The 21,752-nt window shown below is 34.4% G+C and carries 14 protein-coding genes; 10 read left to right on the top strand and 4 right to left on the bottom strand.

Going from position 1 to position 21,752, the window contains the following annotated elements; genetic code table 11:
• Positions 1–11: 11 nt before the first annotated feature.
• Complete coding sequence (locus SLW70_RS09435; RefSeq protein WP_320888068.1) at positions 12–1,286, bottom strand: tetratricopeptide repeat protein; 1,275 nt, start codon at positions 1,284–1,286, stop codon at positions 12–14.
• A gap of 46 nt (positions 1,287–1,332) precedes the next feature.
• On the bottom strand, positions 1,333–3,981 hold the full coding sequence (gene gyrA / locus SLW70_RS09430; RefSeq protein ID WP_320888067.1) for a DNA gyrase subunit A: 2,649 nt from the start codon (positions 3,979–3,981) through the stop codon (positions 1,333–1,335).
• A gap of 256 nt (positions 3,982–4,237) precedes the next feature.
• Between gyrA and SLW70_RS09425 the strand changes: the two genes are divergently transcribed.
• Both SLW70_RS09425 and rimK read left to right on the top strand, forming a co-directional pair.
• Entirely contained in the window at positions 4,238–6,784 is a 2,547-nt protein-coding gene (locus SLW70_RS09425) for an ATP-dependent Clp protease ATP-binding subunit (protein WP_320888065.1), read from the top strand.
• A 146-nt stretch (positions 6,785–6,930) separates the two neighbouring features.
• Positions 6,931–8,304, top strand: coding sequence for a 30S ribosomal protein S6--L-glutamate ligase (rimK, locus tag SLW70_RS09420; protein WP_320888064.1), 1,374 nt, complete (start codon positions 6,931–6,933; stop codon positions 8,302–8,304).
• Positions 8,305–8,504: 200 nt separating this feature from the next.
• On the opposite strand, the gene SLW70_RS09415 is transcribed toward rimK, so the two are convergent.
• Together SLW70_RS09415 and SLW70_RS09410 are read right to left on the bottom strand one after the other, a co-directional pair.
• The gene (locus SLW70_RS09415; protein WP_320888063.1) at positions 8,505–9,857 is read right to left on the bottom strand and encodes an inorganic phosphate transporter; all 1,353 of its coding nucleotides are present in this window, start codon (positions 9,855–9,857) and stop codon (positions 8,505–8,507) included.
• Between the two features lie 36 nt (positions 9,858–9,893).
• Positions 9,894–10,538 (bottom strand): DUF47 domain-containing protein, encoded by a 645-nt coding sequence (locus SLW70_RS09410; RefSeq protein WP_320888062.1) that lies wholly within the window; start codon positions 10,536–10,538, stop codon positions 9,894–9,896.
• A 367-nt stretch (positions 10,539–10,905) separates the two neighbouring features.
• Between SLW70_RS09410 and thrA the strand changes: the two genes are divergently transcribed.
• From thrA to SLW70_RS09370, 8 genes are all read left to right on the top strand, one after another.
• A complete protein-coding gene (thrA, locus tag SLW70_RS09405; RefSeq protein ID WP_320888061.1) occupies positions 10,906–13,353 on the top strand; it encodes a bifunctional aspartate kinase/homoserine dehydrogenase I in 2,448 nt (815 codons plus the stop codon).
• A 115-nt stretch (positions 13,354–13,468) separates the two neighbouring features.
• On the top strand, positions 13,469–14,389 hold the full coding sequence (locus tag SLW70_RS09400; protein ID WP_320888060.1) for a homoserine kinase: 921 nt from the start codon (positions 13,469–13,471) through the stop codon (positions 14,387–14,389).
• A 112-nt stretch (positions 14,390–14,501) separates the two neighbouring features.
• Positions 14,502–15,791, top strand: a complete 1,290-nt coding sequence (thrC, locus tag SLW70_RS09395; protein ID WP_320888059.1) for a threonine synthase — start codon at positions 14,502–14,504, stop codon at positions 15,789–15,791.
• A gap of 217 nt (positions 15,792–16,008) precedes the next feature.
• Positions 16,009–16,812, top strand: a complete 804-nt coding sequence (locus SLW70_RS09390) for a HipA family kinase (protein WP_320888058.1) — start codon at positions 16,009–16,011, stop codon at positions 16,810–16,812.
• A complete protein-coding gene (locus SLW70_RS09385; RefSeq protein ID WP_320888057.1) occupies positions 16,802–17,677 on the top strand; it encodes a DUF3037 domain-containing protein in 876 nt (291 codons plus the stop codon). The genes SLW70_RS09390 and SLW70_RS09385 overlap by 11 nt, the downstream gene beginning before the upstream one ends.
• A gap of 362 nt (positions 17,678–18,039) precedes the next feature.
• Positions 18,040–18,447, top strand: coding sequence for a hypothetical protein (locus tag SLW70_RS09380; protein ID WP_320888056.1), 408 nt, complete (start codon positions 18,040–18,042; stop codon positions 18,445–18,447).
• 54 nt (positions 18,448–18,501) lie between these two features.
• Entirely contained in the window at positions 18,502–19,269 is a 768-nt protein-coding gene (locus SLW70_RS09375) for a phosphatase PAP2 family protein (protein WP_320888055.1), read from the top strand.
• Between the two features lie 7 nt (positions 19,270–19,276).
• The gene (locus SLW70_RS09370) at positions 19,277–21,688 is read left to right on the top strand and encodes an outer membrane beta-barrel family protein (protein WP_320888054.1); all 2,412 of its coding nucleotides are present in this window, start codon (positions 19,277–19,279) and stop codon (positions 21,686–21,688) included.
• Positions 21,689–21,752: the final 64 nt, after the last annotated feature.

Here is a 21,752-nt window from a genome sequence, read left to right as displayed (position 1 = left end):
ATTAAAGTCGATTATTTACCTAACTTTTCTTTTAATGCTTTTTTCTCAGCTGACATTTCCAAAGCTCCATAAACACTTAAAAGAGTATTAGCAATGTCTTCATTTTTAGGATCGATACCATGTGCTTTCTCTAAAAACGGAATCACACCTTGGTAAATTCTTTTCTTTTCTTCTTTTAAAACTGCGTATCTTTTATTGTCTTTATCAGAATTTCCTAATTTATTCATTTCTGCATTAATAGGCGTTTCTGCTTCCAATCGTAAAGCTACTAAGTTAATATAAGCATTCATATACTTAGGATTAACATCAATCGCTCTCTTATAATAGCCTTCAGCTTCTTCTTTATTCTTAGCATTTGCACTAATAACACCTAAATTAAATAACAAATCGGCATCATTAGGATTTTTTGCTAATATTTCAGAAATCAGCTTTTTATACATGGCAAAATCTTTCGACTCCAAATATAAGTTAGCTTCAGTGATAGCCAAAGAAGAATCATTAGGATTTAAAACTCTAGCTTCAGCAATTACTTTTTTAGCTTCATCAATATTTTTTTGTTGAATTAAAATCAAAGAAATATTTTTATAGATTTCACCTTGTTTAGAAGGAACCACATCAACTCTAGGCTTAACGTGAGTTTTCAATTTCACCATTCTATCTCTTTCTTCTTTAGATGGAAAAGCTTCTTCTTTATCTGTAACAGCACTTGTAGCTACAAAGGTTTTAGATTTCCCAGTAAAACCTAATCTTCTTAACTCTTGTAAACTTTTTAAAGCCCCATCATAATCCTTAGCATTCAGTTGAAAACTTGAAGCGTAGTACAAATTCAAAGTGTCTTTTTTATCTAACAAATAAGCTTCATTTAACTTAGAAGCTCCTTCTTTAAATTTTTCTTCTTTAGAATCTGCAATAGCACCATTGATTAACCTATCTTTTATCTTTGAGATTGTTTTAAGCACTTCAGTGGTATATTCAAGTTTTCCTGCTTTTCTCTCTATAGCAACCACCTCTTGAGCGGCTTTAGCTGCTAAAGCTAAGTTTTTATCAACATTTTGATTTTTATCAACTGCATCCATGTACACAGTCTCACGTAAAAAATAATATTGCGCTTTTTCAGCGTCAGAAGCTGCTGAAATTAATGATTCCGCCTGGTTCAATTGGCTTTCAACCTCTTGAATATTTCCTTTCTTCAAAGCTTTTTCAGCAGCCTTTAACTGATCTTTTTGCGCAAAAGTAGCTACCGATATCAATAAAGCTGATGCAAGCATTACATTCTTACTCTTCATAATCTTATAAATTTATTTAGTTAGTTTAGTTAAAAACAAGATACAATTAGGCCTCATCATCATCAGAATCATCCTCAATATCTTCTTCGTCATCGATAACCTCTTCATCATCTTCGTCCTCATCATCGTCAGCAACACCATCATCTTCTAAAACTTCTAGAACTGGTTTTACTCTTTCAACAGCTGACTCGATAACATTACCATCTTCATCAACCACAACTTCTTCGGCATCATCTTTCATTACTTTAGTAACTGCAGCGATAGAATCTTTTCCTTTAAGGTTAATCAATTTCACCCCTTGAGTTGCACGTCCCATGACACGTAGGTCTTCAATAGCCATACGAATCGTTAATCCAGACTTATTGATAATCATTAAATCATCAGCATCCGTAACCGCATTAATCGAAATTAGACTACCCGTTTTCTCAGTAATATTAAGTGTTTTCACACCTTTACCTCCACGGTTGGTAATTCTATAAACATCCTCACCATCTTCATCGACTAATTTAGTACGTTTTCCATATCCATTTTCAGTTACAACTAAGATTTGAGTATCATTAACATCGTCTTTATCTACAGTAACCATACCAATTACTTCATCCGTTTCATCTTTTAAAGTAATTCCACGTACTCCAGAAGCAGTTCTACCCATCGGACGCGTTTTAGTTTCTTCAAATCGAACTAATTTACCTGATTTCACAGCCAAAATAATCTGGCTTTCACCATTGGTTAATTTCGCTTCTAATAACTCATCCCCTTCTTTAATAGTAATAGCTGCAACACCATTCACCCTAGGCTTAGAATATTTCTCTAATGAAGTCTTTTTAACTTGTCCTTGTTTAGTTACCATTACAAGGTTATGTCCTTTAATGTACTCCTGATCTTTTAAATCTTGTGTACATATATAGGCTTTTACTTTATCGTCGCTTTCAATATTCACCAAGTTCTGAATCGCTCTACCCTTAGCAGTTTTAGTTCCTTCTGGAATTTCGTATACACGCATCCAGAAACATTTTCCTTTTTGAGTAAAGAACATCATATATTGATGATTCGTCGCAACAAACATATGTTCTAAGAAATCTTGATCTCTTGTACCAGCGCTTTTTTGCCCTACACCACCTCTATTTTGAGTTTTATACTCTGTCAAGTTAGTACGTTTGATGTATCCTGCATGCGAAATAGTAATTACTACATTTTCATCAGCGATTAAGTCTTCGATACTTACATCACCTCCTGAATACTCAATTGTTGAACGACGCTCATCTCCGTATTTATCTCTAATTTCAGTAAGCTCCTCTTTAATCAACTCAATTCTCAAATTAACATCTGCTAATAAAGCTTTTAAGTGATCAATTAACTTCATTAATTCCTCATACTCAGCTCTTAACTTATCTTGTTCCAGACCTGTTAATTGACGCAAACGCATTTCAACAATTGCTCTAGCTTGAATATCTGATAAATTAAATCTTTCAATTAATTTCTCACGAGCTTCCTCTGTATTTTTAGAACCTCTTATCAGCGCAATAACTTCATCAATATTATCCGAAGCAATAATTAAACCTTCTAAGATGTGTGCTCTTTCTTCTGCCTTACGTAATTCAAATTTTGTTCTTCTAATCACTACGTCATGACGGTGCTCCACAAAATGATAAATTAAATCTTTAAGATTCAACATCTGTGGTCGACCGTTAACAATAGCAATATTATTAACACTGAATGAAGACTGTAATTGTGTATATTTATATAATGTATTTAACACCACATTTGGAGTTGCATCACGTTTCAATATATATACGATACGCATACCATTTCTATCCGATTCATCACGAATATTAGCAATGCCCTCAATTTTTTTCTCGTTTACCAAATCAGCAGTACGTTTGATCATATCTGCTTTATTTACTTGGTATGGAATTTCGGTTACAATGATTGATTCTCTACCATCAACTTCTTCAAAACCAACTTTGGCACGCATTACAACACGTCCTCTACCTGTTTTGAACGCCTCACGAACACCTTCATAGCCATAAATCACACCCCCTGTTGGAAAATCAGGTGCTTTAATATGTGTTATCAATTCATCAATCTCGATATCATTGTTGTCCATATAAGCCAATGTACCATTGATAACCTCAGTAAGGTTATGAGGAGGCATATTAGTTGCCATACCTACCGCAATTCCAGTTGCTCCATTTATTAATAAGGTAGGAACACGAGTTGGCATAACCGTTGGCTCTTGAAGTGTATCGTCAAAGTTCAACTTAAAGTCAACTGTTTCTTTATCTATATCTGCCAAAATTTCTTCCGAAATTTTACGCATTCTAGCCTCTGTATAACGCATTGCAGCTGGACTATCACCATCTACAGACCCAAAGTTACCTTGACCGTCAATTAACAAATAACGCATACTCCATTCTTGAGCCATACGAACCATGGCATCATAAACAGAGGTATCCCCATGTGGGTGATACTTTCCTAGAACTTCTCCAACAATTCTGGCAGACTTCTTGTGAGCGGATCTTGAGTTTACCCCTAAATCATGCATTCCAAAAAGCACTCTACGATGTACTGGTTTCAAGCCATCTCTAACATCTGGAAGTGCTCTTGATACAATTACCGACATCGAATAGTCGATGTAAGCAGTTTTCATTTCATCCTCGATGTTAATAGGAATTAACTTTTCTCCTTCAGACATAAGTTATTATATTAAATATTATATTAGTTTCAAAACGTGCCAATATACAGCTTTTTGAAATTTTATAAAGCTTTTCAACACACTAATTTCAACGATTTATTAACAAAAAGCAGCGCGTTTTGTTTAATAAAACAAGCCCTCTTTTAAGGTATTTTATTATTTTTTTCGTCAATTAGCAGTCAGGACTTGATAAAGGAATGATTTTTGTTTTTAAAATACTAATTCACTAAATTTACTGATACCAATATATATTAATATGGATGATAATTTTTCACCAAGAGTAAAAGACGTTATTACCTACAGCAAAGAAGAGGCTTTGCGACTAGGGCATGACTTTATAGGAACCGAACATTTAATGCTTGGTATCCTACGGGATGGTAATGGTAAAGCCATAAAAATACTAAACAACCTTTCTGTGGATTTAGAGCATTTGCGTAGAAAGGTCGAAATCCTAAGCCCAGCAATACCTAACACTGATACCAACATAGAAAAGAAAAACCTTCACTTGACTCGTCAAGCTGAAAGAGCCCTAAAAACCACTTTCTTGGAAGCAAAAGTTTTTCAAAGTACCTCGATTAGTACAGCACATTTATTGCTATGCATTTTAAGAAATGAAAATGATCCAACAACCAAGCTATTGAATAAGCTAAAAATAGATTATGATGTAGCTAAAGAACAATATTTAAATATGACACCAAACGAAGAAGAATTCTTAGAAAATTTACCTAGAGCTACCGATTCATACGATGATTTAGGACAAGATGACAGTCTAAAAGAAGGCAACTTCAACAATCCTTCAAGTAAGTCAAATAAAAAATCCAAAACACCAGTTTTAGACAACTTTGGTAGAGATTTAACTGAAATGGCTGAAGAAGGCAAATTAGACCCTGTTGTAGGACGCGAGAAAGAAATTGAACGTGTGAGCCAAATTTTGAGTAGACGTAAAAAAAACAACCCGCTTCTAATCGGAGAACCTGGTGTGGGTAAATCTGCTATTGCCGAAGGTTTAGCATTACGCATCATTCAAAAGAAAGTATCCCGTATTTTATTCAACAAACGAGTAGTTACCCTAGATTTAGCTAGCCTTGTTGCAGGCACAAAATACCGTGGTCAATTCGAAGAGCGTATGAAAGCGGTTATGAATGAATTAGAGAAAAATGATGATATTATTCTTTTTATTGATGAAATTCATACCATTGTAGGCGCTGGTGGAGCAACTGGTTCACTTGACGCCTCTAATATGTTTAAGCCTGCCTTAGCAAGAGGAGAAATCCAATGTATTGGAGCAACAACTCTTGATGAGTACAGACAATACATCGAAAAAGACGGGGCACTTGAAAGACGTTTTCAAAAAATCATCGTCGAACCAACTTCTGTTACTGAAACTATCACGATATTAAACAACATCAAAAACAAATACGAAGACCATCATAATGTTACTTATACAGCTGAAGCTATTGAAGCTTGCGTTAAATTAACAAACAGATATATGTCTGAACGTTTCCTTCCAGACAAAGCGATTGACGCTTTAGACGAAGCAGGATCAAGAGTACATATTACTAATATTGAAGTTCCGAAACAAATTTTAGATTTAGAACGTCAATTAGAAGACATTAGAGAACTTAAAAACGTTGTTGTTAAAAAGCAAAAATACGAAGAGGCTGCAAAACTTCGCGATGATGAAAAACGTCTTGAAAAAGATTTAGCCATCGCCCAAGAACAATGGGAAGAAGATGCTAAAAACAATCGTATCGAAGTAACAGAAGACAATGTTGCCGATGTTGTATCTATGATGACAGGTATCCCTGTTAATCGTATTGCACAAACAGAAAGCAACAAACTAGCGAAATTACCAGAATTAATAGAAAGCAAAGTAATTGGCCAAAAAGAAGCGGTATTAAAAATTGCACGTTCTATACAAAGAAACAGAGCGGGATTAAAAGACCCAAACAGACCTATTGGTTCGTTTATTTTCCTTGGTCAAACTGGTGTTGGTAAAACACAATTAGCCAAAGTATTAGCCAAAGAATTATTTGACTCTGAAGATGCTTTAGTTCGTATTGACATGAGTGAATACATGGAAAAATTTGCGATTTCAAGATTAGTAGGAGCACCTCCGGGATATGTAGGATACGAAGAAGGTGGGCAACTTACTGAAAAAGTAAGAAGAAAACCTTACGCAGTAGTACTTTTGGACGAGATTGAAAAAGCACATCCAGACGTTTTTAATATGATGCTACAAGTGTTGGATGATGGTTATTTAACAGATAGCTTAGGTCGCAAAATCGACTTTAAAAACACTATTATCATCATGACTTCGAATGTTGGAGCGAGACAATTAAAAGATTTTGGCCAAGGAGTAGGTTTTGGAACAGCAGCCAAAATTGCTCAAGCAGATGACAATTCGAAAAGCATTATTGAAAATGCATTGAAGAAAACATTCGCACCAGAATTCCTAAACCGTATTGATGACGTAATTGTCTTTAATGCCTTAGAAAAAGAAGATATTGATTTGATTATCGAAATCGAATTAAAGAAACTTTATGTTAGAATTGCCGAACTAGGATACGCTTTAAAACTTTCCGAAAAAGCAAAGAGTTTTATTGCTGAAAAAGGATTTGATAAGCAATTTGGAGCTAGACCTTTAAAAAGAGCCATTCAAAAATACGTGGAGGATACTCTTGCAGAAGAAATTATCAGTTCAAAAATCAATTCTGGAGACGAAATATTCATGGACATTGAAGAAGGAGCTCAAGAACTATCAGTGGTAATTCACAAAGCAGGAGAAGCCACTAATCAATAACAAAATCGATTTATTAAATTATCATACAAACCCGTTACGTTTTATTTACATAACGGGTTTGTTTTTTTAAATAGATTTCGGTCTTATTTCAAAAAACTATATCTACTTTTATCCCTTCAAAAATTAGACTCAACAAACCTTAGAATATGTCTCAAAACAAAGTGATACTCGGCAGCGAAGAATGGTGTTCCTTTCCTGAATTAGGAATTCCAACAATAAAAGCACGAGTGGATTCAGGCGCTAAAACCTCAGCTTTACACGCTGTTAATATAGCTCCATTTATAAAAAACGAAACCAATTGGGTAAAATTCGACATCAACCCTATTCAAAATAATCAAAAAACAGTAATCCACTGTGAAGCTCCACTAATCGACAAACGAATTGTAAAAAGTTCAAGTGGGTTCAGAGAGCAACGTTATGTAATTCAAACTAAACTACAAATTGGCGATTCGACTTGGCCAATTGAAATGACCTTAACCAATAGAGATTCCATGGGGTTCCGAATGCTTTTGGGTCGTGAAGCCATGAGCGGAAGAATATTAGTAGATCCCGAACAAAAATACCTCTTAGGACAACCCTCAACCGACAACCTTAAAGATTTATATAAAAATTCGGAAAAAGCTAGCACCGGCTTACGCATTGGTGTATTAGCTAGTAATCCTGAATTGTACAGCAACAAACGCATCATGGAAGCTGGCGAAATGCGTGGACACGAAATGCATTTCTTAAACATCAAAGAATGCTATATGCGCCTAGATGCCAAAACACCTGAAATTCATTATCGAGGCGGACTTATCCTAGACCAATTTGACGCTATTATTCCAAGAATAAGACCTAGTATCACTTTTTACGGATGTGCTCTAACAAGACAATTTGAAGCTTTGAAAGTTTTTTGTTTAAACTCCGCAAGTGCCATCACACAATCTAGAGATAAACTATACTCTTTGCAATTACTGCTACACAGTGGAATTGACATTCCAACAACAGGATTCGCCAATTCCCCTTTGGACACTAATGATTTGATTAAAATGGTTGGAGGACCACCATTAATTGTAAAATTACTAGAGGGCACACAAGGTAAAGGTGTCGTTCTAGCCGAAACTAAAAAAGCTGCAGAAAGTGTTATCAATGCTTTCAAAAGTGTTAACGCTAATATTCTTGTTCAAGAGTTTATCAAGGAAGCTAACGGTAAAGACATTCGATGTTTTGTTATCGATGGAAAAGTCGTAGCCTCTATCCAAAGAGAAGCCATGCCTGGCGAGTTTAGAGCTAACATCCACTTAGGAGGCACAGCATCAGTTATTAAAGCCACAGCTGAAGAAAAACGTATTGCCATCAAAGCTACCAAAGCGATGGACTTAAAAGTAGCTGGAGTAGATATTATCCGCTCTTCAAAAGGACCTTTATTACTAGAAGTAAACTCCTCTCCTGGACTAGAAGGAATTGAAGGAGCAACTAATAAAGACATCGCTGGAGAAATGATTAAAGCTATCGAAAAGAACTTTATAAAGTCCAAATAACCAATAAAACCCTAGGCTTTCTTTTTTAGCCCTGATGGAAGCGACATCCTTGTGGCGGCGGGCCTTTATGCCGCCACAAGATAAAGCGGACAGCAGGAATCCAACTTTCCTAAAAATGCGGAATCATCTGCTCCAAAAACAAAAAACCATCCTCATTTTACATAAATAAGGATGTTTTTTTCATTTTGACTATTTTTCTACTAAATAAAAATACTCAATATATAATAACATAAGGCAGCCAATAACCCTGAAACAGGAATAGTTAATACCCAAGCCCATAACAAACTTACCGTCACACCCCAACGAACGGCCGATACACGTTTAGTCAAACCGACCCCAATAATCGAACCTGTAATAGTATGTGTTGTACTTACTGGCACTTTAAAATGCTCAGTAAAATAAAGTGTCAATGCACCTGCGGTTTCAGCAGCAACCCCTTCAAAAGAAGTTACTTTGGTGATTTTAGACCCCATGGTTTTTACAATTTTCCAACCACCACTTAAGGTACCAACAGCAATAGCGGTATAACACGCTAAAGGAATCCATTCTGGCATTGCACCTTTAATTCCTTTATCATCATTTGGAAGCACCACTTGTAACCATTCTGGAAGGGTAACAATATCAACTCCACTAGTCTTTATATAAACTGCAACTGCTGCTGCAATAATACCCATTACTTTTTGTGAATCGTTACCACCATGACCTAAACTAAAGGCAGCAGATGATAATAGCTGCATTTTTTTCAAAACTGATTCAGCTTTGTGCAAATTCAAACTACTAAATACCAATGCAAATGTTGAAATTGATAGTATGATAAAAGCAACCAAAAACCATTTTATATTGTGTGATTCAAATACAACACTCCAAAAAACAGAAGATTCAAAACGAGGATTTTCGATTTTATCAAATGGCACCATTTGGTTATAAACAAACCAAATTGAAGCTGCCATCAAGGCGATTGTAAACAATTTAGGTAGCATCGTTCTCTTAGACGCATTTAACAACCAAATAGATATTAAATACGACATCAAAGCTCCTAATAAAGGGGCTAGTACGATAAACAAAATGATGATCATAACCCCAGTAGGCATCCCACCGTCTTTACCTGCTTTGTACCAACTTACAATATTATACCAATGTTTTGTATGCTCTACTCCGTCTTCAATAATCGTATAATCTGAAAAACCATGTAATGCAATAGCATGAGCTATGGCAGCCCCCGCAAAACCTCCAATCAAAGTATGTGAAGAACTAGAAGGAATCCCTTGCCACCAAGTAATTAAATTCCATGCAATTGCAGCAAGTACACCCGCTAAAATTACCGTTAAATTTATCTGGCTTGAGTCTGCCGTTTTTGCAACCGTATTTGCGACTCCCAAACCAAAAACCCAGTAGGCTAGAAAATTAAAAAAAGCAGCCCAAATAACCGCTTGAACGGGCGAAAGTACCTTAGTAGCAACTACAGTAGCAATGGCATTCGCTGCATCGTGAAAACCATTGATGTAATCAAAAATTAAAGACAATACTATGATAACTATAAGAAGAGTAAACATAATTTTAATTGAAAGATTGAAAAATTTTCGAAATTATTACGAATGCTTCACGGCAATCGATTCTAGTACACTAGCCACACTCTTACATTTATCAGTAGCTGTTTCTAGAATAGACAACACTTCTTTGTATTTGATGATATTTTTAGCATCTGTTTCGTTTTCAAAAATTTCAAAAACTGCCTTATTGTAAACATTGTCAGATTTGTTTTCCAACTTGCTAATTCTAGCACAAGCTTCGGTAATCTTTCTAATGTTTTTAAAATCCCTTAGTTGTTTAACTGCAGTATCTATTTGCTGACAAGCATCTAAATTGATTTCAGTCAATTTTCTAATTGATTTGGTGATTTTATCTACTTGATACAAACGCATAATACTTGATGCTCCATGCAATCTATCAGCTACGTTATCTATTGAAGTAATCAACGAGTAAATATCTTCTCTATCAAATGGAGTAATAAAGTTTCTACTCAATTCTAAATTAGTCTGACGAGTAATGTCCTCACCTTTTTGTTCCAGAACATCAATTTTTTGAAAAAGAGCTTCTCTTTCTTTTAAAGGCAAATTTACAGCCTCGTGTAAATCAGACGCCAATTCTATCAGGTTACTTGAAGCTTCTTCAAAAAGTGGAAAAAACTTTTTGTCTTTTGGTACTAAATATTGGAAGATACTATTTAATGACATTTTTATCGATTTATAAATTGTGTCGCAAATTTAATTTATTTTTTTAAACAAGAGTCATCATTCACAACAAATCAACTTTGTTATAAAAATCTTCAATTTAATTTTACTTAAAAAAACAAAATAAAGCTTTTTGCTTTTTTATAAAAAAACCGTACTTTTGGGATCTCTTTATGAATAAAAACAGAAAAACATACCTTACTTCTTTAACAACTTCTAACGAAGTTGTATTTTCTGTTACTTTAACAACAACCACTACCCCTTTGGGGTAAATTTTTCACATATAATAGTATATTTGCATTTTCCTTAATCAAGGAAAGTCTTGGATGTATAAAAAATAGTACATTTTTTTTTAAATAAAACAAACGGAATGAAAGTATTAAAATTTGGCGGAACCTCTGTAGCCAATGCAAAAAACATAAAATTAGTTTTAGACATAGTCGCTAACAAAGCCAAACAAGACAAAATAGTTGTTGTGGTTTCAGCTCTTAGCAAAATAACCGACACCTTACATTTGGCTGCCGCAAAAGCTGCTGCCAACGATGAAACTTTTAAAGAAATCATTGCTGATATTGAAAAAATACATTTAGACACTTTGAAAGAGCTAATTCCAGTTAGCGAACAAAGTAGTTTATTAAGTCATATAAAACGTATCATCAATCATCTTGAAACTTTATTAGATGGTTGTTATTTATTAGGAGAACTTTCAGCTAGAACTTTGGATACAATCTTAGGTTTTGGAGAATTACTTTCGTCCTATATCATTGCCGAGGCATTGAAGCAAAATTTAAAAAACAGTAGTTACAAAGACAGTCGTGAATTAATACGAACTAATAACAACTTTGGTAAAGCAACTGTCAATTTTGAAGTAACTAATTTATTGATTACTGAATTTTTTAGCTTTAACACAAACCAAGTGGTTGTAATGCCTGGTTTTATTTCATCATCAACTGATGGAATAAGCACTACTCTTGGTCGTGGTGGTTCTGACTATACTGCAGCTATCGTTGCGGCAGCCTTGAATGCTTCTGACTTAGAAATCTGGACCGATGTCAACGGAATGTTTACTGCTAATCCTAAGATTGTAAAACAAGCACAACCTATTGCGACAATTTCATACCAAGAAGCAATGGAGTTATCTCACTTTGGTGCCAAAGTATTGTACCCACCTACAATCCAACCGGTTTTACAAAAAAACATTCCTATTTACATTAAAAATACTTTTGCTCCTGAAGCCGAAGGTACTTATATTTCTAATAATCCATCCGCTACTGTCAGTCCTGTAAAAGGGATTAGTCATATTGAAAAGATTACTTTGATTACTCTTGAAGGACCAGGAATGATTGGAGTTTCGGGTTCGTCAAAAAGACTATTTGAAGTACTTTCAAACGCTTATATCAATGTTATTTTCATCACTCAAGCTTCTTCTGAACATTCTATCTGTATTGGAATTCAAAATGAAGACGCTGATAATGCCGAAATTGCCATCAATAAAGCTTTTGAAGTAGAAATTTCACAAAATAAAATTGACCCAACCATTGTTGAGAAAAATTTATGCATCATCGCACTTGTAGGTGAAAACATGAAAAACCATCAAGGTTTAAGTGGGAAAATGTTCAGTACTTTAGGGAAAAACAACGTAAATATTCGTGCGATTGCTCAAGGAGCTTCCGAAAGAAACATATCTGTAGTAATTAACGAAAGAGATGTTAAAAAAGCATTGAACACCCTTCACGAACGTTTCTTTGAAGACAATACCAAACAATTAAACCTATTTGTAATGGGAGTTGGTAATGTGGGAGAAAAATTCATGGAGCAAATTAGCCAACAAAAGAAATTCTTAAAAGAGAATTTAAAAATAAACCTTCGTGTGATTGCTGTTTCTAATTCTAGAAAAATGCATTTTGACGAAGACGGAATCGACTTGAAAGCATGGCAAGCTGCATTAGCAGCTGGACAACCTGCAAACCAACAAGAATTTGTTGCCAAAGTAAAAGAACTCAACTTACGTAACAGTATTTTTGTAGACATTACTGCCAATCAAGGTGTTTCTGAATTATACGAACAATTCTTAAAAGAAAGTGTTGGAGTGGTAACTTGTAACAAAATTGCTTGTGCTTCTGAGTTCAGTAATTACAAAAAATTAAAAAATCTTTCTCGCCAATACAATGCGCCTTTCTTATTTGAAACGAATGTTGGTGCAGGATTACCTATTATCGACACCGTTAAAAATTTAATTGCATCAGGTGATAAAGTAAACAAAATCCAAGCGGTTTTATCAGGAAGTTTGAACTTTATCTTCAATAATTTTGATGATAAAAACTCATTCCATGATGTGGTAAAAGAAGCTGGTGTTCAAGGTTTCACAGAACCAGATCCAACTATCGATTTAAGCGGAATTGACGTAGCTAGAAAAATCCTAATCTTAATTCGAGAAAGCGGATACACCATGGATATTGAGGAAATCGCTAACGAATCTTTCTTGCCAGCGGCTTGCTTGCAAACTAAATCTAACGAAGAATTCTTTGCTTCGTTAATTGAACATGCGGCTCATTTTGATGGTATTTACCAAGAAGCGTTAAGCAAAGACTCTCGATTAAAATATGTTGCTCAGTTTGAAAACGGTAAAGCAAGTGTAGGTTTGCAATTCATCCCGAAAGACCATCCTTTCTATAACCTAGAAGGAAAAGATAATATCGTCTTATTTTACACTGACCGTTATGTGGACCAACCTTTATTAATTAAAGGTGCGGGTGCAGGTGCTGCGGTGACTGCTTCAGGAATTTTTGCTGATGTAATTAGAATAGGAAACGTTTAAAAAATAAGTTGCTAAGCAACTAAGGGACTAAGTCGCTAAGGGAAGTGTTTTATCATAAAACACCCTACTTTAAACTTAGAATCTCAGAAACTTAGAACCTCAGAACCTTATAAAAATGAATGAAATAAAAGTATTTTGCCCTGCTACCATTGCGAATCTCTCTTGTGGATTTGACGTTTTGGGATTGTGTTTAGACAATGTTGGGGACGAAATGATTATTCGAAAAACAGCCGAAAAAGGCGTTCGTATCGTCAAAATTGAAGGTGCTGATTTACCTCTTGAAACCGAAAGAAACGTTGCTGGTGTGGCTTTGTTAGCGATGCTAGAAGAAACAAAATCCGAATTTGGTTTTGAAGTCGAAATATACAAATACATCAAAGCGGGAAGCGGCATTGGTAGTAGTGCTGCGAGTTCAGCGGGTGCTGTTTTTGGCGCCAATGAATTATTAGGCAATCCATTTACTCGCAAAGAGTTGGTTAAATTTGCTATGCAAGGGGAAAAACTAGCTTCTGGAAATGCCCATGCGGATAACGTTGCTCCTGCCCTTTTGGGTGGATTTACGTTGGTTAGGAGTTCGAATCCATTAGACATTATCAAAATCGAAAGTCCGTCGTTGTTGTACGCTACGGTAATTCACCCGCAAATCGAATTGAAAACTTCGGATGCACGTTCAGTGTTAAAACAAAACATTTCTTTAAAAAGTGCTATCACGCAATGGGGAAATGTAGGTGGTCTAATCGCAGGCTTGTACACTCAGGATTACGAACTTATCGGTCGTTCATTGCATGACGAAATAGTTGAGCCTTTACGAAGCGTTTTGATTCCAGGTTTTGATTTAATCAAACAAGCCGCTTACGAGCAAGGAGCATTAGGTTCAGGTATTTCAGGTTCAGGTCCTTCTATTTTTGCTTTAAGCAAAGGAAAAGAAACCGCCGAAAAAGTAGCCAAAGCCATGTGCGCCGTTTACGACGAAATAAAATTACCTTACGAAATTCACGTATGTAAAGTGAATGATGAAGGGATGAGAGTGATTTGAGATTAGAAGTTAAAAGTTAAAAAGATTAAGGAATTTGGATTTGGGAATTTGGATTTACTGAATCCAAATAAAAAAATCCTAAATCCTAAATAAAAAAATCCTAAATAAAAAAATGAAATATTACAGTTTAAACCATAACGCACCCAACGTTTCTTTTCAAGAAGCAGTAATTCAAGGACTAGCGGCTGATAAAGGATTGTATTTCCCTGAAAGCATTACGCCACTTCCACAAGCGTTTTTTGACAACATTGAAAATTTAAGCAACGAAGAAATTGCTTTTGCGGCTATTCAACAATTTGTGGGAGACGAAATCCCAGAAGCCAAATTAAAAGAAATCATCGCAGAGACATTGTGTTTTGATTTCCCAGTCGTTCCTGTTGAAAAGGGAATTTACTCTCTAGAATTATTTCATGGTCCTACAATGGCATTTAAAGATGTGGGAGCACGTTTCATGTCTCGTTGTTTGGGATATTTTAACCGAGATAAAAAAGACAATAAGAACACAGTATTAGTAGCTACTTCTGGAGATACTGGAGGTGCTGTTGCTAGTGGTTTTCTAGGGGTGAATGGTGTTGAAGTTGTGATTCTATATCCTTCTGGAAAAGTGAGTGATATTCAAGAAAAACAATTGACAACCTTAGGTCAAAACATCAAAGCACTAGAAGTGGATGGCGTTTTTGACGATTGTCAAGATATGGTTAAAAAAGCATTCTTAGACGAAAGTTTAAAACACAAAGGATTGACTTCGGCTAACTCGATTAATATTGCACGCTGGTTACCACAGATGTTTTACTTTTTCTTTGCGTACAAAGCCTTGAAAAACCAAAACAAAAAATTAGTTTTCTCTTGTCCTAGTGGGAACTTTGGAAATATTTGCGCGGGTATTATTGCTAAAAAAATGGGCTTGCCTGTGCATCATTTTGTAGCTTCTACCAATGTAAATGATACGGTTCCAAGATTTTTAGTTGACGGAAAATACGATCCAAAAGCTTCTATTGCAACGATATCAAATGCAATGGACGTAGGGAATCCGAGTAACTTTATTCGTATTCAGGAGATGTACAACAACGATTTGGAGCAATTCAAAAAAGACTTTTCATCCTACCGTTTCACTGATGAAGAAACGACTGTAGCGATGCAAAATATCTACAAAACCGATGGTTATATTGCCGAGCCTCACGGTGCGGTTGGTTACTTAGGTTTGAAGAAAGAATTGGCATTACATGAAGATGCTCTTGGAATCTTTTTAGAAACCGCTCACCCTATCAAATTCTTAGATGTGGTGGAACCTGCTTTAAACATCACCCTTCCTATTCCGCCTCAAATTGAAGCGGTGATGCACGAAGAAAAAGTAAGCACTAAGATTAAGACTTATGAAGAATTGAAAGCTTTTTTGGGGTAATCAATTATTCAGATTTAATATTTTAACGACTGAGAAGTGATTCTTGGTCGTTTTTTTTTTATTTTAAAATGAATTAGTTTATTGTGAGTAAAATCGCTAAGTTTGATTTGTAGTAAATAGATATTGTAATTACTTAATTCTAAGTTACACCTTGAGAGGTATAAAGACTTAAAAGAACACATATAAAAATACGCCTTAATTTTATAAGGAATCAATTATGCAAATATTAAAATTAATAAACATACGAGGGATATTAAAAGGAGGAAGTACAAAACCTCTTTTAATTACAGCTTTAAACAAAAGCAACAGAGAAGTTCCTTACGTTATGAAAACATACAAAAAAGAAAACATTGAAGAAAACTATACTATAGCCAAAGAAATCCTAATAACTGAATTAGCCAAAAAATTTGATTTACCTGTACCTGAATATGGACTAATAAAAGTAAACAATTCTCAGTTAAGTAAATTCTATACTCTTGAGGAAATTAACAAACTAGATAATGGCTACAAATTTTGCACTGAATATATTGAAGGTACACTAATTGCCAATAACGAATTAAACAAAAAATTCCTTGATAATTATGATTATTCTAAGCTATTTGCTTTTGACACTTTAATTATGAACTCTGACAGAGGAGGTTTTAACAATAAGCCAAATTTATTACTAACTGATGGGCAAATGTTATTAATAGACCATGAACAAAGCTTGCCTTTCTATAGCTCATTTAATAAAAGTGAAACTAATTATTTCAATTTATTCAATGTGTTTTATTGTAAAAATCATGTTTTTTGGAATAGCTTGAAAAAGTTGCCAGAAAAAGATAAAGTGCATATATTTGAAGAGTTTATTGAAATATTAAGAACAATTAATTTTGATTTCCTTAATCCTATTTTCGAAGAATTTGACAAAAACGAGATAGTCCATGGGGATAAAGAGGCGATTTTTTCTTATCTTTATTGGGCAAAAAACAATTTATTACATGTACATAGGACATTAAACCAAAAATTAAATGACCGATAATAATTACATATATAGTATACTACAGTATAAGCATTCTGAAATTTCGGGAGAAGCTATCAACATTGGCGTAGTTTTATATTGGCCAGAAACTAAACAGTTTTTCTTTGAATATTCTAAAAACTTAACAAGAATAAAAAACATTTATAATCTAGTATCAGAAAAAATTATAAAAGAGTATTTAAAAATAATTCAAACTAGAGCTGCAAAATTAAATGAAACTGACATACTATTTTGGGGTAAAGACATAAATATAGACTTCTTTGACTTTATAAATAAACATTTACATATAGATGATAGTAGTTCTTTACAATTTGCATATCCTGTCATTTCTCTTAACTATTTTGATAATCCTTTAATAGTTTTAAATAATATTATTAATTATAATTACATTAATTCAGAAATTAAAAAAGAGAAAAAAATATTAAAAGAACCGATTCTTCTGAAAAAATATAATGACACTTTAATTGAGTTAGGAATTAATAAAATACATAATATTGATTTAAAATTTAAAAAAGATTTTATTATTAAGAATGAAACTGGTAATCAATTTAAATTTGATTATGCTTGGCAAAATGGAAGTCTGAATTTAGTAAAACCAATTAGTTTTGATTTAAATGATCAAAAAACTATTGCTGAAAAAGCTTATAAAAATTTTGGGCAATTTACAGATTTAAAAAATGAAGCAATTGAAAATAATTTACGTTATGATTTAATTTTGGCTAAACCTCAAAATAAAGAATTTTTCAAAGAATATGATCATGCAATAAAGTTACTTGAGAACCTTGACAATGTAAAATTAATACTTGAAGAAAACATTATAGATTATTCTCTATACACATACACTCAGTTAACAAAACAATATTAATCTTGTAACGATTTAGAAATAATTCAATTGTAATTACTTTGAAAATTTTTAAAGGATTAGGTAAACACTTATGTAGAGAATAATATTATAAAATTTATTGAAATAGACGAATCGGTTATGGAAACATAGCCGATTTTTTTATATAAAAAATAATTAGGCCTACAGGTTTGCGTGAGGGATAGAAGCTGGCTACCGAAGTAGCGCGAATAGCCCGACAGCATTATGGTAAGGGGCTAAATCAACATAAAGAAGGGCAAGCCCCTTGACACAATGGTGGCACGCCCAAATGATTTTATAATTAACTTTTTAGAAACAGTCTATTATTTTAAAGAAGCTATCTTTGAAATCTATTTTAAATTATTTTGAGACCATTCTTTCACTTTTTTTTACTGCTGTATTATAGCTTTGGCGTGATTTGCTTACCCATGGGCGATTTTTCGACCTTGGTCCATTTACCTGATATGTATAGCCATTGTAAGGAAACAGAAGATCCAAACTTGAATATTTTGGATTTTGTTGGAGAACATTTGATGAATTTGGACATGATTTTTGAAGCTCATGAAAGCGAAGAAGACGATGACAAACCCCATCAGGCAGTGACTTTTATATCACTAAACCAAGTAACTCCGCTAACTCAAAAAATTACTGCATTTGAATTTAAAAACAATACCCCTTTTGTTTCTTGTTTCGAAATAGAGGCTATTGCTTTCAAAAATCAAATTTATTTATACAATCCTAACTTTTCTATTTTTCGTCCTCCGATAGTTTAATTTACTTTTTAGCAACTCAAAAATTTGAATAACAATTATTTGAATCAAATAACTATGCGGAAAAATCATTATTATCTCGCTTTACTACTTATTGTAGTAGGCGCAAACCTTTATGCGCAACAATTGGCTCAAAAAGACAGTCTTGTTGTAAAAGAAGTAAAAAAAACAAAATTTAACTACAAGCAATTAATCCTTCCTGTTGGTTTGATGTCTTATGGCCTCATAGGTATTGAAAGTGATGCCTTAAAATCCATTAATTCAGAAATTAAAGAAGAAGTCAACGAAAATATTGACAAGAAAATAACTATTGATGATTTTGCTCAATATGCGCCAGCCTTGACTGTTTATGCGTTAAACAATTTAGGCCTACAAGGGAAACATAATTTAAGAGATCGTTCTATTATAGTAGCGACTTCTTATTTGCTCCTTTCGGCGACAGTATTACCTTTGAAGACGATTACCAAAGTCGAACGACCTGATGGAAGTTCGAACAACTCTTTTCCTTCGGGGCATACAGCAACTGCTTTTGCGGGAGCTGAATTTTTATGGCAGGAATACAAAGATGTTTCGATTTGGTATGGCATTTCAGGTTATTTGGTCGCTGCAGGAACGGGTGCTTTCCGCATCTACAATGACCGCCACTGGTTTACGGACGTTGCTATGGGAGCTGGTATAGGGATTCTCTCTACCAAAGTAGCTTACTGGACGTTTCCTTACATTAATAAATTATTACAAAAGAAAAATAAAAACAATTCAGGAATGATTTCGCCATTTTACAATGGAACTCAATTAGGAGTTGGAATGATTCTGAATGTAAATTAAATCAATTATGAAAAATAACATTTTAAATACAATCCTCTTATTGTGCTTGCTAACAACTCAACTTTGGGCACAAAACAAGCAAGTAACTATTTCGGGATTAGTGAAAGATACTAAAGCCAATACTACGCTACCATTTGCTAATGTGGTACTGAAGACAGCTGCTCAAAAAACATTTGTTGCTGGAACGATTACGACCGAGACAGGGCGTTTTAAATTAGTAAATATTACATCTGGGAACTATATCCTTGAGATTTCTTCGTTAGGCTATGCAACACACGAGCAAGAGCTGTACGTGGGGAATTTATCGGATTACTTGGATTTAAAAACCATTGATCTAAGTGAGAACATCAATTCCTTGAATGAAGTTGTTGTAACCTCAAACAGCTCCGAAATTAGCAACAAAATGGATAAAAAAACTTTTGAAATAGCTGATAATATTGCGCAATCAGGAAGTTCCGTTTTACAAGCCATGCAAAACCTACCCAGTGTGACCGTTCAAGATGGAAAAGTGCAATTGAGAGGGAACGACAAAGTGATGGTCTTGATTGATGGTAAACAAACAGGTTTGACAGGTTTTGGTAGCCAAAGCGGTCTAGACAATATTCCAGCATCAGCCATTGAAAAAATTGAAATTATCAATAATCCATCAGCCAAATATGATGCGAATGGAAATGCGGGAATCATCAACATCATTTACAAAAAGAATAAAAAAGAAGGTTTCAATGGAAAAGTGGGGTTGACATCAGGACTGGGTGCGTTATGGGTTCGAAAAGAAAACTTGCCTACGATTCGTCCACAATATACGATGACACCAAAAATCAATCCTTCGGTTTCGTTGAATTATAAGAAAAACAAAATCAATGCTTTTTTTCAAGGGGATTATTTGTACACCGAAACTTTGAATAAAAATGAATTTGTAACCCGTTATTATGACGATGGCGACATTATTAATTCGCAATTAAAACGAAATCGCAATACGCATTTTACAACTATCAAATCAGGTATCGACTGGAATATTGACGACCAAAATACTTTGACAGTTTCAGGATTGTTTGGAAGCGAAAAAATCATTGACCGTGGCGACCAACCTTTTTTTAATGCTGATTTTTCAGAACGACGAAGATTATGGCAGTTTCTAGAAGATGAGTTGAAAACTACGGTTATGGCCACAGCTGCTTACCAACACAAATTCAAAGAACCTGGTAGGTTGCTGAACGTTGGTTTTAATTATACTTTTCATAGAGAAGACGAAAAGTATTTTTATGACAATATTCTAGTGGGGTCAACTGGAACGGATGCTTTCAAATTATTATCTGACGAAAAAGTCTATGATTTGAATGTGGATTATATCGAACCGTTGAAAAATGGGCGTATCGAAACGGGGATTAAATTCCGAAAACGCGATATTCCAACAAATATGGATTTCAAACCGGGACAAAACTCGGTTATTGATGCCAATGCTGGCGGACCTGCAACCTACAAAGAGTTGATTCCTGCGGTTTACGGAAACTATGTTTTTGAAAGCTTGAAATGGGAAGCTGAACTAGGATTGCGCTTGGAATATGTAGATTTGAATTATGAGGTAAATCCAAATCACAATACGTACAAAAGTGACGGATACAATTATACACAACCGTTCCCAAACATGAGACTGGCATATAAATTTAATGACGACAACAAAATATCGCTTTTCTTCAACCGAAGAGTTGACAGACCTAATGAAGTCGATATTCGAATTTTTCCTAAATACGATGATGCTGAAATTATCAAAGTTGGGAATCCAATGTTGAAGCCTCAGTTTACGAACTCTCTAGAACTTGGATACAAATTGAATTGGGATAAAGGAAGTTTGTACACAGCGCTTTACCACCGTTTTGCAGATGGAACGATTACTAGAATATCCAGCACCGTTCCTGGAAGCGACATCATCTATGCCACTTTTCAAAACGTAAATAAAAGCTATAACTCGGGAATCGAAATGGTTTTGTCGCAAGAAGTAAGTCCGCTCTACTCCTTTAATGTCAATGCTAATGCGTATCGCAACCAAATAAATGCTTTTACGGTAGAAAACAAATATCCAAGTTCCCATTTGTTTTCGGCGGATGAACAAGTTATTTATTCTGGAAATGTAAAACTGAATAATACTTTTCATTTTACCAAAACAGTAGATGCTCAGTTAACGGCTATTTATCTAGCTCCAGATGTCATACCGCAAGGAAAAATGGAATCCCGTTACTCGATTGACTTTGGTATCAAAAAATCTGTTCAAAAAGGAAAAGGAGAATTTTTCCTAAATGCAACCGACTTGCTAAATACCATGGTTCCTAAAAAACGAATTCAGGGAGATGGTTTTTATTATACCAGTAATGATTATTACGAAACTCAGGTTATTCGTTTAGGATACAATTATAAATTCTAACAACAGACCTCCCAATTAAAAGGCTCTAAAACAATTGTTTTAGAGCCTTTTTTTTATTACCTTA

Source organism: Flavobacterium sp. NG2, from assembly GCF_034119845.1.
Taxonomy (GTDB): Bacteria; Bacteroidota; Bacteroidia; order Flavobacteriales; family Flavobacteriaceae; genus Flavobacterium.
Note: the sequence above shows the minus strand (reverse complement) of the source record. Positions and strands in the feature narration are given on the sequence as shown.

Excerpts from the sequence above, each read along its gene's own strand:
- SLW70_RS09435 (WP_320888068.1), bottom strand. The coding sequence starts at position 1,286 with ATGAAGAGTAAGAATGTAATGCTTGCATCAGCTTTATTGATATCGGTA.
- gyrA (WP_320888067.1), bottom strand. The coding sequence starts at position 3,981 with ATGTCTGAAGGAGAAAAGTTAATTCCTATTAACATCGAGGATGAAATG.
- SLW70_RS09425 (WP_320888065.1), top strand. The coding sequence starts at position 4,238 with ATGGATGATAATTTTTCACCAAGAGTAAAAGACGTTATTACCTACAGC.
- rimK (WP_320888064.1), top strand. The coding sequence starts at position 6,931 with ATGTCTCAAAACAAAGTGATACTCGGCAGCGAAGAATGGTGTTCCTTT.
- SLW70_RS09415 (WP_320888063.1), bottom strand. The coding sequence starts at position 9,857 with ATGTTTACTCTTCTTATAGTTATCATAGTATTGTCTTTAATTTTTGAT.
- SLW70_RS09410 (WP_320888062.1), bottom strand. The coding sequence starts at position 10,538 with ATGTCATTAAATAGTATCTTCCAATATTTAGTACCAAAAGACAAAAAG.
- thrA (WP_320888061.1), top strand. The coding sequence starts at position 10,906 with ATGAAAGTATTAAAATTTGGCGGAACCTCTGTAGCCAATGCAAAAAAC.
- SLW70_RS09400 (WP_320888060.1), top strand. The coding sequence starts at position 13,469 with ATGAATGAAATAAAAGTATTTTGCCCTGCTACCATTGCGAATCTCTCT.
- thrC (WP_320888059.1), top strand. The coding sequence starts at position 14,502 with ATGAAATATTACAGTTTAAACCATAACGCACCCAACGTTTCTTTTCAA.
- SLW70_RS09390 (WP_320888058.1), top strand. The coding sequence starts at position 16,009 with ATGCAAATATTAAAATTAATAAACATACGAGGGATATTAAAAGGAGGA.
- SLW70_RS09385 (WP_320888057.1), top strand. The coding sequence starts at position 16,802 with ATGACCGATAATAATTACATATATAGTATACTACAGTATAAGCATTCT.
- SLW70_RS09375 (WP_320888055.1), top strand. The coding sequence starts at position 18,502 with ATGCGGAAAAATCATTATTATCTCGCTTTACTACTTATTGTAGTAGGC.
- SLW70_RS09370 (WP_320888054.1), top strand. The coding sequence starts at position 19,277 with ATGAAAAATAACATTTTAAATACAATCCTCTTATTGTGCTTGCTAACA.